Source organism: Pseudomonas sp. X4, from assembly GCF_040784925.1.
Lineage (GTDB): Bacteria > Pseudomonadota > Gammaproteobacteria > Pseudomonadales > Pseudomonadaceae > Aquipseudomonas > Aquipseudomonas putida_Z.
In genome coordinates this window covers 573,116-586,019 of record NZ_CP160798.1, presented here as the reverse complement: position 1 = coordinate 586,019, position 12,904 = coordinate 573,116, and the positions used below count along the sequence as shown (strand labels likewise).

Sequence of the window (12,904 nt, the reverse complement as noted above, 5' to 3'; positions counted from 1 at the left end):
TACGCAATGAACACCCTCTCTTCAAAGCAGGTGGCCCCTGGCGAGCCACAGTTGCAGTGGTTGCGTCAGGCCGACAGCGATACCGCGCCGGCCATCATGCAACTGATCAACAGCACGGTTGGCGATGGCGGTGTTCTGGGTTACGAGCACGAGATGTCTGCCGGGCAGAGCGTCGAATTCACGGCCTCGTTGCAAGAGCGCATCCATGGCGGCAATACCCATGTCCTGCTCGGCCAGGCAATGGCGGGGCCGGCCTGCCTGGTCATTGTTTCGCGCAGCAGCATGCCGAACTGCCGGCATATTGCCGACCTGAGCAAAGGCGTGGTGCACCCGGCCTATCGCGGGACCGGCCTGGTGGCACGGGCTTTCAGCGAAGTCGTGCGCCTGTGCCAGGCCCAAGGTATCGAGCTGTTGACCCTGGATGTACGCGAAGGCACCCGTGCACACCGGTTATGGCAAACCTTCGGCTTCCAGACCTACGGCGTGCTGGACGACTACGCACGTGTCGATGGCGTGAAGCATCGCGGCCATTACATGGCCCAGCCCGTGGAAAGCCTTGCGCTGCGACTCAACCTGGACTGAGTTGCCCTTCGTCGACTCTGCCTGTGGCCATCGCGGTCAACGGCACCTGCCTCTCTCACCCAAGGAACACCCTGAATGGCCTTATCTACTGCAGCCTTTCGCGATCAGCTGGAGCAGAAACTGCACCACCATCTGACCCTGTCCCACCCGATATTCAAGGAACTGCTTGCGCCTGAGGGCAACAGGCCGCTGCTGCGCAAGGTCGCGTTGCAAGGCTATCAGCTCACCAAGTACTTCCTGACCTATGTCGAGCATTTGTTCTTTCATTGCCCGTTGCCTGCCCACAAGCGGGCACTGATCACCAATTGTTTCGAAGAAGAAACCGGCCGGCTTTCCCGCACCGACAACCATGTCGTGCTCATGCAGAATTTCCTGAGGGCGCTCGGCATCAGCGATGCCGAGCGTGATGCCGAGCAGCCGCTGCCAGCCACCTGGGAACTGATCGATTTCCGCCTGCAGGCGGTACGTGACCCGGCGCGTTATCACATTGGTGCGGCAGCAGTGATGATCGCCAGCGAAGGGCAAAACCTCGAGACCGTCGCTGGAGATGCACGGCATGTGTTGCTGGGGCGTGCCTATGGCCTGGCCGAACAAGACTTGCTGTTCTTCTCGGTGCACCAGAAGGAAGACGTGGGCCACGTCAATGAAGGCTTGGACCTTGTCTCGCAGTTGTGCAGCACGGCGCAGATGCAAGAAGAGGCGTTGCAGGCTGTAGACCACACCTGCCAGCTGTTCTACGCAATGTACGAAAACATGTACCAGGCGTATTGCCGAGCTCCGCAGGCCGAGGCGGTGTAATGCCCACACGATAAGGATTGGCCATGAAACAGAAATTCAGCTCTACCTTGATCGTCTCGGTGCTGGTCGTCGGCTTCGTGGTGATGTTTCTGTCCAGCGCCTTGAAGGGGTTGTACCAAGTCTACTTCGTCGACCTGGCCTCCCACTTTGGCGAGGGGCGCGCAGCCTTGGCTACCGCAGGATCGCTGTTCGTCCTGACCATTGGCCTGGTATCGCCCGTGGTGGGGTGGCTGAGCGACAGGGTTGGGCCCTTGAGCACGGTGGCCCTGGGCAGTGTCAGCGGCGGGGTGGTGCTGCTGGGCGTGACATTCGCAGGCACGCACCTGCTGGTGTTCACCCTGTTGTATGGCCTGCTCGGCGCCTTTGCCCTCGCTGCGATGACCTATGTACCCATGGGTATTCTGGTCGATCGCCTGGTCGCTGAACGGTTCAAGGCCTTCGCTTTCGCATTCGTCACCAACGGCACCTCCATTGGCTTCATCGTGCTGTCGCCGTTGTGGATCATGCTGCAGCAGAGCGTGCCCTGGCAGTCGGTGTTCTCCTGGGTTGGCCTGATCTTTCTGGTGCCTTTGAGCCTGGCGCTGTATTGGGTATCCCGCACCGTGCCGTTGAAGCCCGACCCGCAGGCGGCAAAGGTCAGGCATCCGGTAATGTTTCTGCTGCGTGACCCGCGCTTCTTCGTGCTGGCCCTCAGTTTCGCCAGTTGTGGTGCCACCATGGCGTTCATCGATGTTCATCTGGTGTCGTTCTGGCAGGGTGAGGCGCTGCCCAGTTCGGTGCAGGCCAGCGGCCTGAGCCTGTTAGGTGTGCTGGAGCTGGTCAGCGGCCTGCTCGCGGGTTGGTTGGCTACCCGCTACAACAAGGGCCTGCTGCTGATGATGTTCTACCTGCTGCGAACCGCTGCGGTCATCGTGCTGCTGACCACGCCCGGGCCCCTCGGAACGTACGTGTTCGCTGTGCTGTTTGGCGCCAGTTACCTCGGAACGGTGGTGCTCACATCTGCCTTCTGCTTCGCGCTGTATGGCGCCGAAATCAAAGGCAAGGTGTTCGGGATGCTGTTCCTGGTACATCAACTTGGCGCGTTGGTGGCCACGCAGCTGGGCGCACTGGATTTCGACCGGCATCAAAGCTATCAGCTGACCTTGGCCGGCCTGGCCACGGCCACGGCGGTGGCTGCCCTGGCATCGTTGTGGCTGATAGCGGTTCGCCCATCAAGCGAAACCCTGGCTGCTCAACTCGCTGAACCTGAATAGTCCACCAATCAATTGCGCATTGTTCAATGCAAACAAGGAGGCGCAAAACCATGCAATCGACCGTGATTGGCCTGGATGATTTCAACGCAACTGATTTCAATGCAACTGGGGCACTGCATGCTAACCGGGTCAGCGACCTGTCCGATGTGTTCTGCGAGCCGTTGGCCATGACGTCCGCCTATACCTTCGCTTCAGCGAAAGAGGCTTGCGAGCGCTTCAACGGGCAACAGCAGGGCAATGTATACAGCCGCTTCACCAACCCGACCGTTCAAGCGTTTGAAAGCCGTGTGGCAGCGCTCGAACACGCTGAAAGTGCAGTGGCGTTCGCTTCCGGCATGGGCGCTTTCACCGCGCTTTGTCACGCCTTTCTCCAGCAAGGCGACAACATCGTCTGCAGCCGTGACGTGTTCGGCACTACCGTCAATGCCTTCAGCTACTACATGGCCCGCTTCGGGATCGAGGCCCGGTTCGTCGATTTGACAGACCTGGCGCAGTGGAAGTCAGCAATCGACGGCAGGACCCGCCTGGTGGTGTTGGAGTCGCCCTCCAATCCGCTGCTGAAAATCGGTGATATCCGCGCCGTAAGCTCGCTGGCACATGAAAAAGGGGCGTTGCTGGTGGTGGACAACACCTTGCTGACCCCGGTTTTTCAGCGGCCACACACACTGGGAGCGGATTTGGTCATCCACTCCGCTGGCAAGTACATGGATGGCCAAGGGCGTGCATTGGCGGGCGTCGTGACGGGGTCGCAAAGCCTGATGCAGGTGTTGCGGGGTGTTCTGCGTACCTTGGGCATTTCTTGCAGCCCGTTCAACGCCTGGCTGCTGCTCAAAAGCCTGGAAACCCTCGAAGTCAGGATGATGCGGGCACAGCAGAGCGCCTTCGAGCTGGCCCGCTGGCTTAGCCATCAGGAGCTGGTGACCGCGGTGCATTACACCGGCCTGGAGCACCACCCCCAGCATGCATTGGCATGCCGCCAGCAGGACGGCCATGGCGGACTGTTGGCTTTCGAGATCGTCGGGGGCCAGGCCGCAGCCTGGCAATGGATTGACCAACTGCGTTGCGTGGCGCGCTGTACCAACATTGGCGACACCCGCAGCATGGTCACGCATCCAGCTACAACCACACACGGGCGGCTGGACGCACAGGCGCGGCATCAGGCGGGTATCTCGGATGGTTTGATCAGGTTGTGCGTCGGCCTGGAGCGTGTGGACGATATCAAGGCCGACCTGCAACAGGCTTTCCAGGCCGTGTCCTTGCAAACATCCATGGCAGCGCCGGTCGGCCATAACCGGAACGCGGTGTTCAATGGCTGAACTGCTCGCTTCAGGATTCGGCATTGGCGTGTTCGCCGTGGGCGTGCAGATCCTTGCATTGATCGCGGTGTATGGCACGGCCTGCGCGAAGGAAGTGCGTTTCTATGCCGTGGCTTTCGCATTGGCGAGTTGCGTGATGGCAGGCATGGCGATGCTCGACCCATTGGCATTCACCCAATGGCATGTCGACGGCCTGGCAGTAATGGCGATGTGCGGATGATGCCGGGCGCCGTCAATTTTCGATAACGGGTGCCGGTTCAACACCCGCTCATGACGTTCAGGGGTAACCAGATGTTCAAAGTAATGGCCATCAGCTTGGTGCTGGGCTGTGCCCTTCAGGTCGCAACGGCTCGGGCTGAGGTCGCTGCCACCAATAGCGGCACCGTTGCCACAGTCAGCAAACGGCTCGTCTCTTTCTATAGTCAGCCACTGCCATCCGCCGGCAAGGCGATACCGATTCGGGTTCCGGCGGTGTTGTCGTTGCCGGCCAAGGCCGCGGGCCCGGTACCGGCTGTGATCATCCTGCATGGCTCGGCGGGTATGGATTCGCGTGGTCCCTTGCATGGCGGTGACCTCAATGCCCGCGGCATCGCAACGCTGGAGTTGGACATGTGGGGCGCGCGCAGGCTCACTGGCGGTGCACAAGGGCGGCCGCCACGCGTGCACGATACCCTGCCGGACCTGGCAGGCGCCCTGGCTTACCTGGCCAAGCAGCCTGGCGTCGACGGCCAGCGCGTGGGAGTGCTCGGGTTTTCCTGGGGGGGTGTACAGGCCATGCTCGCCGCCTCTGCGCCCATCAACGACGAGCTGGAGCAAGCCTCAGGTATTCGCCCCATCTCGATGGCAGCGTTTTACCCCGTGTGCTGGGGTTACAACCATGTGCCAGGTTATACCTTCAAGCATCTGGCCCCGGCTCGCTTGCTGGTGCTGGTAGGCGAAAACGACCAGTACGACGATGACCCGCGTGCCTGCCCGTCGCTGATTTCAAACCTGCCCAGCGAAGACCAGGCGCGTGCGCAGGTGCTGGTTTACCCCGGCGCAGAGCACGGTTTCAACGGGCTGGAGGCCGCCCAGGAGTATCAGGACCCGTTCTTGCACCGTGGTCAGGGCGGCGTGGGGCGTTCGGCACCTGACCCGGCGGCGCGCGACGCTTCGCGCCAGGCCGTGGTGGAGTTTTTCACCGAAAGCTTCGCCCCGACTGCGATAAGCGAGCGGTAGCAGTCGAAAATCTAGGCGCGCTCGTGGGCGAGAGCATGGCGAAACTGCAGGGGCGGTTGCGGCATTTCCTGGCGCCATGCCAAGCGAAAGGCATGGCTGCTGCCGTAGCCGCAACGCTCGGCAATCTGTTCCACGTTGAGGTGGCTGCTGCGCAAAAGCTCACGGGCCAGGTCGATGCGTTGGGTGCGCAGGTAGCTCTGCAGCGTTTGACCGGTATTGTCGCGGAACAGTCGCGCCAGGTGCCGGTAGCTGACATTGAACTGGCTGGCCAGTTGTTCGAAGCTGAAGTGGGTACCCAGGTGTGCATCGATGTAGTCTTGGGCCGCATGCACCAACGGGTGGATGTGATTGCGCGCCAGGTCTGCCGCGCGCAGCTGCACATCTTCGCCAGCGCGGCGCCGGTAGATGACCAGCTCCTGCGCCACCTGGTTGGCCACGACCTTGCCAAATTCCAGGCTGACGATGTGCAGTGCCAGGTCAGTTCCGCTGGACACGCCTGCCGAGGTGAACACGCCATCGTCCTCGACGAACAGGCGGTTCTCCAGCACCTTGGCTGCTGGGTAGCGCATTCGAAGCAAATCGACGTAACGATGGTGCGTGGTGCACTGTCGGCCATCCAGCAAGCCAGCTTCGCCCAGCAGGAACGCACCGGTGCATATGGAGCACAGCTTTATATCCGGCGTTTGCCTGACCACCTTCGCCAGCCACAGGGCGGTGGCGGTCAATATCGCTGTTTCGGCGGGTGTCGCAGAGAGCTTGTTGCCCACCACGAACAGCAAGTCCTGCGGTGCGAGCCGCTCAGGCAGCTGGTGCAGGCCACTCAGTGTCACGCCCTGAAAACTGCTGACCTGTTGTCTGGCGGCTATGCAACGTACGTTGACCGGTGCCAGCTGGAGTTCTTCGAGGCTCGCCATGATTTGTAGCGGGCCGCCTAGATCAAGGATGTGGGTGCCCGGGAGCAGCAAGAACCAGATGGTACGCATTACAGTATTCCTTACATCGCCAAGCGCCTGACCTTGAACGGCACGTTACCAATATGGCGCAAAAAGGCAATTTGCATGGATACCATGGCGGTCAGGCGCCTTCGCCTCCGGGCAGCCTTCCGAGCAGCGGTGGGGTAGGCCCTGGGGCGGCAGGTTCGTCATCGAAGCCCGCAGGCACTTTGCCCCGCAGGTGCCAGGCAAAGGCAATGATTTCGGCAATGGTCAGGTACAGCGCCTCCGGTATCTGGTCCCCCAGCTCCAGGCGCGCCAGCAGGCGCACCAGCTCGGCATTTTCGTAGATCGGCACTTCGTGCTCGCGGGCCAATGCCAGGATGGCCTCGGCCAGCGCATCGTCGCCCTTGGCGGTGAGGGTAGGGGCTTGCTGCCCGTCGTAGAACAGGGCAATCGCCTGCCGTGCAGGTTGGTGCGTCATGCGTTCTCATCCACCCAGCGTTGTTCAACCCGCGTACGCGGGCCTTGTGGCGGGATACCAGGATGGCATTCCAGATCACCTACATCCAGGCCCCGCGCCAACAGGCGTTCGCGCAAGCTGCCGAGCTGGCTGTCGATCAGCCGGGCTGTAGCCTCGCGTTCCGCCCAAAGCTGGCCACCCAGGCGGCCTTGGCTCAGTTGTGCCTGGACCTGCACCGGGCCAAGGGGCGAGAGGTCGAAAGCCAGCTCGATACGCCACAGGGCTTGCAGCGGGTCGGCTGATTCCTGCTGGCGGTCGGCTTGCTGTTGTGGCGTTTCCTCGCGTTGCAGCTTGACCTGCAACGGGATGAACTCCTGGCCGTGACGGATCGGCACTTCGGTTTGCCAGGTGGTCTGCAGGTTGCCGTTTTCCAGGGTACCGGTTTGTTGCAGGCTGCTCATGGCGTGGCTTTGCAGGCGCGACACGGCAGCGGCGGCCAGGCGCAGAAGTTGTTGCAGGTCGCCTTCGTCTTCCATGGCCTTGAGCAGGCGCGACGGCAGCGGGAATGCGCCCGGCTGCGGCTTGGGGCTGACCCGTTCGAGCATGCCCAGCGCGCTGCGGGCCAGGGCCGGCATGGTTACGGCCAGGCTGGCGGGCGCCAGGTTGGGCGCCCCGGGTGTGCTGGCCGGCGCGACGGTGATCAGCCGCAGCAAGTGCGCCTTGAGGTCGGTGGCGACGCTGGCCGGGAGGCCGCCCAGCAGTTTGGCTTCGAGAAAGGTACCGCTGTTGTTCAGGGCTTGGGCCACTGCCTTGGCATCACCCAGTTGCCGGGCTTCCGGCAGGCCCGCCAGCAGGCGTTCGGCGCTGGCTCGCAGTTCGCCATCGGCGCCCGGGTCGCGGGTCACCTGTTGCAGGGCATTGAGCAGGCCGGGCAGCGAAGCCTGGCGGTTTTGCTGGGTCAGCAGCTGTTGGGCAATGCTGAGCTGGTCCTGGCGGCCGCTGAGCGGTACGAAACGCAGCGACTGGTCGCCCTGCACCAGCGCGCTGAGCAGGCTACCGACGGCCAGCGGTCGAGGGCTGTCCACGCTCAGGGTTGCGCCGGCCTGGGCACTGTTCAGCAGGCTGACCAGCGCCCGGTAGACGGCGGGCTGGCCGGGGGCCTGGGCCAGCGCCTGGTTGGTCAGGACCTTGCCCTGCAGCAGGGTGCCGACCGGCACCTTGCTGGTGTCCAGCTGGGTGAGGGTGGCGACCTGGCTGGCGCTGGCCTGCTGCAGCATGATCGCCAGGCGGTTGCTTTCGGTCTGGCTGACCGTGACCTGGCTACCCTGGGGCAGGGGCTGGCTGGCGCTGGCTTGCAGCTGGGTCTGGGTGCCGTTGGCCAGCATCAGCCGCAGCACCAGCTGGAAGTCCTGGCCCACCTGGCGCAAAGACATGACCTCGGCCTGCGCGGTCTCGCCGGGGGCCATCAAGCCGGGCTGCGGTTGCGTCAGGCGCAGCAGTTCGCCGGTCATGCCCGCCTTGATGGCCTGGGGGCTGATCGCGGTTTGTGCGCCGAGACTGTTGATTTCACTCATGTAGGGTCTACAACCTTTCGAGCTCGCCTGGTTCGCAGCGTGGCGCTGCGTGTCGTCATGCAGTCCGCCCGTTGTTGCCAGTATAACGGCAGCGCTGACAGCGACTTGAGGCGGGAGCCCGGAAAGCGTGCTGGCCTGGAGCTATGAGCCCCAGGCCGGCACACGTCCAGCGTTGTCTCAGTGATTCAGGTTCCTCCAGGCGAACCCGTTGTTCACTCGCACAACTCGATTCACGCGGAACAGGGACTGGAGGCTGGCTTGCAGCTCTTCATCAGACACTGGCCTCAGGTCCGCGCCCAGCAGCGTAGGTGTCTCCAGCAGCGGGCAGCTGAGCAGCTTGTATATCTGTTTCATTTGCCGATAAGCAGGCAAGGCCCGGTCAACGACGTGATTGAACATTTCAATACCGGTCAAGTTACTCAGCGCCTTGGCATAGGTGGCGTACTTGGCGCCCCGGGCTCCTTGGGCCGGCCAGTTCTGTTTCTGGCTGAAGAATCCTGGGCGGGTGTCCAGCCGACGTTCCATTTCGTCTATGACCCTGCGCAAGGACGGGTTGCGGGGATGGCTGCCAATTACGCTGGTATTGTATTGCTGATGCGCGCCTCTGAATGGGTTGGAGCTCGGCTGCTCGAGCAATAGGCCCTCGGGCGATGCCTCCAACGGCACATTGCCGATCCAGTCGCTGGGTGCGTGGGCATTGACGATACCTGCGGCCGCAGGATGATCAGACGGTGCCAGCAGGTCATTGTTGATATCCATGTACAAGCCGCCTTCGTGATAGAGCGCATGGTATTTCAATATGTCATTGGCTGCGGTTATGTGTGAGGACCCGCGCTCCGGTCCCTCCATGGCGGCATCGTAATAGCGCTTGGAGTACCCCATTTCGCGGTAGAAACCTTGGTGTTCGAGGGGCAATACCTGCAGGTCGGGAGCGACGCGGGCCAAGGCGCGGCTATTCATGACGAAGGCGTCATAGTTTGCGTTGGACAGGTAAAGAACATGAGCAAAGCCGCTCTCGTTGAGCAGCCTGGAATTGCGGCTGATATGCGCGAGCGACGCCGGCGAGATGGGATCACCGCTGGGCCATAGATGGATCACTCTCTTGGGGATAGGCAGCTGATTTACGTGGGTGACCCTCGGCACTTCGACGGGGAGCGGGAGTTCTATACCGAGACTGCGCAGCGTGCTTTCGCGCATGGCGTTGCTAACGTTGCGAGGGCCGTTGAATGCCGGTTGGTATGTGCGCAACCTAGCGTTCTCGGCGATGAAGCGGGTGGGTGCAGCTTCACCCACATCGCTTGACTTGACAAACGCGTCGGCATTCAGGTCGTAGACAAAGTCCGTTTCCGGATTATGCACATCTATCAGCGTGTCCATGCCCGCATGGGTGGTTTGCCGGCGGATTACTGTTTCGCCTGCATGAGGGGGGAGCGGTTCGACCGGCACCGGCTGCTCGAAGTACGCCTGAAAGTTTCTACCACCCCAGTGGGGTCTTGGCGGCCGGGTTGGGCTGAGCGGGTAGCCGATCTGGCCATTTATCCTGCGAGGGGCAACAAAACCGTCGTATTGTGCCCGGAACAGTTGTTGGCTGCCGGCTCTCAGCTCTCCGAGCAGCGGCGCGGCACACAGTGCACCGAATGCAATGTTGGTGACGCCATCCAGTTTCTCTTGCAGGTTCCTGCCATTGATCACTTCATCAAGCCCAACGCCGAACTGCGCGATGCCACCAACAGCAACCAGCCATCCCAGCCCGGGCACCAGAAGCGACAGGGGCGCGAGCAGAGTCAGCGTAAGGTTGAGATAACCTCGCCATTTGGCCTTGATGAGGTCGCTGTTGCTGGTGATCAAAAACTGTGCATCTTCGTAGCTGCGCTGTTTGTGCCGCAAGGCGATATGGTCGAACAGGCTGCCCGCTATCACCGGGCTGTAGGTCTCGACCTTGTAGTTGATGTATTGGGGGGACCAGCCGCGCGCTGGCACGATCAGATTGTCAATGTACAGGTAGCGCGTGCCCTGGTAATTGCCCAACCCTTCGAGCGTGGCTTGCAACCCCGAGTAGCTAAGCCCGCTTTGCAGGTCTTCGAGACGGAAATGCGCCATCAACGCCTTGCACTTTTCGGCATCCTTGCACTGCTCTACCAACCAGATTTTCATTGCGCCCTGGTTGGCAAACTCATGCACTGGCGAAGAGTTGCCAGGTATATAGAGCAGGGTCAGGCCTGAGGCCCGATCAGTGAGGCAAGGAATATCCGTAGCGACATAGCCATAGAAGTTGAGCATGCGTGCCTCAACCTGGTAGTCATGCGCGGTTTGCGAGTCATCGTCGTTGGCGATACCGGCCGAGCGCCAGGCCAGCTGACACCCCGCTTGGCTCAGGCTACCTTCCTCGACCTGCTTGTTGCAGGCGGCGATGAAGTTTACGCGTGCCAGCATGGCGAAATCGTCAAATTGGTGCAGCCAATAGTCGTTCAATTGGGTGATGAACTCGTCATGAAAGTTCAAATTCCAGATGAATTCTTGAAACGCTTGCGTGTCGGTGATGATCTGCGTCTGGCGGTTGTATTGCATGGGCTCGGTCTTCCGGAAGAGCCCTTGATACACCAAATGGTCTTCGATTTCGCCAAAGAGGCCGCCTTGGGGGAGTCGATCGACGATATGCACGTGACCATCGGAAAAGGCCTGAGACCAGCTTTCCTGCGTAAGGCTCCATTCCTTGAAAAGGCCTATGAGGTCGAGGGCGACTAGGGCCGTGGGGCGGAGAAGGGGGGCAAGTGAAATGTTCTCCACGCTATTGGATTGATCTTGCCATTTGGACAACAGGGCCTGACTGAGCGGAATTTGCTCAACCACTTGGGCTAGCCAGCCCCCCTCGGGGTTGGGCTTGTAGTGCAAGGTAACTGCCAATGTGGTGTCGGGATCGAGATCGGTTTCCTGAGTCTTGTACCACTGCCTTATTTTTTCGGCGGCGACTCGATCTGGGCGAGGAATCAGGGTGAGGTATTTGCGCGTGTGTTGGGCCGCTGATGGGTGCAAATGAGTTGTCATGTCTTGGACCTGCCATGTGAAGGAGTTGGCATGGTCGAGCCCGGGGCGACAGATCTGGAGGTATGTATTTATTGGCCGGGAGACAGTACACCGGGCATGCTCGCCGCGAGGGTTTGTGCGCCGAGACTATTGATTTCAGTCATGATTGTATACAACCTGTCGAACCCGCCCTCTTGGCAGCGCGGCGGCGCGTGTAATAATGCCGGCCGTCCGTCGTTGCCAGTATAACGGCAGCGAGGGGGGCGACTTGAGATACAGGGCTCCAGGGCCGTGTCGCCTGCTTCGCGGGCATGCCCGCTCCCACAGGGTCTTGCGCAGCTTTCAAGCCTTGCGTGAAACCTTGTGGGAGCGGGCGTGCCCGCGAAGCAGGCGACACCGCTCCGGAACCCTACAAAGATAAGGCGAAACCGTGACCCTTCACCTCCAAGCCGCGGGCCTGGCCTGCGAGCGCGACTGGCGCCTGCTGTTCGAGCACCTCGCTTTCGAGCTGCGGCCCGGCGACATGCTGCAGATCAGCGGCCCCAACGGCAGCGGCAAGACCAGCCTGCTGCGCCTGCTGGCCGGCCTGATGCAGCCGACGGCCGGGCAGATCCTGTTGGGCGGCAAGCCACTGGCCGAGCAGCGCCATGCCCTGGCCAGCATCCTGTTGTGGATCGGCCATGCCGCCGGCATCAAGGACCTGCTCACCGCCGAGGAGAACCTCACCTGGTTGTGCGCCCTGCACCAGCCTGCCAGCCGCGAAGCGATCTGGGCAGCACTGGCGGCCGTCGGCCTGCGTGGTTTCGAAGACGTGCCCTGCCACACCCTGTCTGCCGGCCAGCAGCGCCGCGTGGCCCTGGCCCGGCTGTACCTGGCCAGCCCGCCGCTGTGGATCCTCGACGAACCCTTCACCGCCCTCGACAAGCAGGGCGTGGCGCAGCTCGAGGCGCACCTGGCGGCCCACTGCGAGCAGGGCGGCACGGTAGTGCTGACCACCCACCACACGCTGGAACGCAAGCCCTCCGGTTACCGTGAACTGAACCTGGGGCAATGGGCGGCATGAGCGTATTCATCCTGTTGTTGCGCCGCGAAGCGCGCCTGCTGTTCCGCCGCCCGGCCGAGCTGGCCAACCCGTTGGTATTCTTCGCCATCGTGGTTGCGCTGTTCCCGCTGGCAGTCGGCCCGGAAAGCCAATTGTTGCAAACCTTGTCGCCAGGCCTGGTCTGGGTGGCGGCACTGCTGGCGGTGCTGTTGTCGCTGGACGGCCTGTTCCGCAGCGATTTCGAGGACGGCTCGCTGGAACAGTGGGTGCTGTCGCCGCACCCATTGGCGCTGCTGGTGCTGGCCAAGGTGCTGGCGCACTGGATCTTTTCCGGGCTGGCGCTGGTATTGTTGGCGCCGCTGCTGGCACTGATGCTGGGGCTGCCGAGCCATTGCCTGCCGGTGCTGCTCGGTTCCCTGCTGCTGGGCACGCCGGTGCTGAGCCTGCTGGGCGCGGTGGGCGCGGCGCTGACAGTCGGTCTGAAACGCGGCGGTTTGCTGCTGGCATTGCTGATTCTGCCGTTGTATATCCCTGTATTGATCCTGGGCAGTGGTGCGTTGCAAGCGGCGTTGCAGAATATGCCGGCAACCGGCCACCTGCTCTGGCTCGCCAGCCTGACGGCCCTCGCCGTGACCCTGGCACCCTTTGCGATAGCGGCCGGCCTGAAGATCAGCGTCGGCGAATAACGAGTCCCGGGCTTTC

General features: G+C 62.0%; 12 protein-coding genes. 8 read left to right on the top strand and 4 right to left on the bottom strand.

Translation table 11 applies throughout. The annotated features are described in order from the left end of the window. Positions 1-6 precede the first annotated feature (6 nt). The 6 genes from ABX298_RS02535 to ABX298_RS02510 all read left to right on the top strand — a co-directional run bounded on the left by ABX298_RS02535 (position 7) and on the right by ABX298_RS02510 (position 5,167). Positions 7-582, top strand: a complete 576-nt coding sequence (locus tag ABX298_RS02535) for an N-acetyltransferase (RefSeq protein WP_013973573.1) — start codon at positions 7-9, stop codon at positions 580-582. 75 nt (positions 583-657) lie between these two features. Next, entirely contained in the window at positions 658-1,380 is a 723-nt protein-coding gene (locus ABX298_RS02530; RefSeq protein ID WP_013973572.1) for a TenA family transcriptional regulator, read from the top strand. A 23-nt stretch (positions 1,381-1,403) separates the two neighbouring features. Continuing rightward, positions 1,404-2,633 carry an MFS transporter gene (locus tag ABX298_RS02525; RefSeq protein WP_024087451.1) on the top strand — a complete coding sequence of 410 codons (1,230 nt, stop codon included), beginning with the start codon at positions 1,404-1,406 and terminating at the stop codon, positions 2,631-2,633. Positions 2,634-2,683: 50 nt separating this feature from the next. Beyond that, complete coding sequence (locus ABX298_RS02520) at positions 2,684-3,949, top strand: aminotransferase class I/II-fold pyridoxal phosphate-dependent enzyme (RefSeq protein ID WP_367394053.1); 1,266 nt, start codon at positions 2,684-2,686, stop codon at positions 3,947-3,949. Next, positions 3,942-4,169, top strand: a complete 228-nt coding sequence (locus ABX298_RS02515) for a hypothetical protein (RefSeq protein ID WP_085588993.1) — start codon at positions 3,942-3,944, stop codon at positions 4,167-4,169. Before ABX298_RS02520 ends, ABX298_RS02515 begins: the two co-directional genes overlap by 8 nt. Before the next feature lie 320 nt (positions 4,170-4,489). Next, positions 4,490-5,167, top strand: a complete 678-nt coding sequence (locus ABX298_RS02510; protein ID WP_178076911.1) for a dienelactone hydrolase family protein — start codon at positions 4,490-4,492, stop codon at positions 5,165-5,167. An 11-nt stretch (positions 5,168-5,178) separates the two neighbouring features. Here the strand turns inward: ABX298_RS02510 and ABX298_RS02505 are convergent, their stop codons facing one another. The 4 genes from ABX298_RS02505 to ABX298_RS02490 all read right to left on the bottom strand — a co-directional run bounded on the left by ABX298_RS02505 (position 5,179) and on the right by ABX298_RS02490 (position 11,181). Further along, positions 5,179-6,150: a GlxA family transcriptional regulator gene (locus ABX298_RS02505; protein WP_023663289.1), complete on the bottom strand. Its 972-nt coding sequence runs from the start codon at positions 6,148-6,150 to the stop codon at positions 5,179-5,181. Positions 6,151-6,241: 91 nt separating this feature from the next. After that, entirely contained in the window at positions 6,242-6,583 is a 342-nt protein-coding gene (locus tag ABX298_RS02500) for an EscU/YscU/HrcU family type III secretion system export apparatus switch protein (protein WP_075045906.1), read from the bottom strand. Then, complete coding sequence (locus ABX298_RS02495; RefSeq protein WP_367394052.1) at positions 6,580-8,136, bottom strand: flagellar hook-length control protein FliK; 1,557 nt, start codon at positions 8,134-8,136, stop codon at positions 6,580-6,582. The genes ABX298_RS02500 and ABX298_RS02495 overlap by 4 nt, the downstream gene beginning before the upstream one ends. Positions 8,137-8,313: 177 nt before the next feature. Next, positions 8,314-11,181 carry a DUF6543 domain-containing protein gene (locus ABX298_RS02490; RefSeq protein WP_367394051.1) on the bottom strand — a complete coding sequence of 956 codons (2,868 nt, stop codon included), beginning with the start codon at positions 11,179-11,181 and terminating at the stop codon, positions 8,314-8,316. 409 nt (positions 11,182-11,590) lie between these two features. On the opposite strand from ABX298_RS02490, the gene ccmA reads away from it, so the two are divergent. Both ccmA and ccmB read left to right on the top strand, forming a co-directional pair. Continuing rightward, positions 11,591-12,223, top strand: coding sequence for a cytochrome c biogenesis heme-transporting ATPase CcmA (gene ccmA / locus ABX298_RS02485; RefSeq protein ID WP_013973564.1), 633 nt, complete (start codon positions 11,591-11,593; stop codon positions 12,221-12,223). After that, complete coding sequence (gene ccmB, locus ABX298_RS02480; protein WP_012273477.1) at positions 12,220-12,888, top strand: heme exporter protein CcmB; 669 nt, start codon at positions 12,220-12,222, stop codon at positions 12,886-12,888. The genes ccmA and ccmB overlap by 4 nt, the downstream gene beginning before the upstream one ends. The last annotated feature ends 16 nt before the right edge of the window (positions 12,889-12,904 follow it).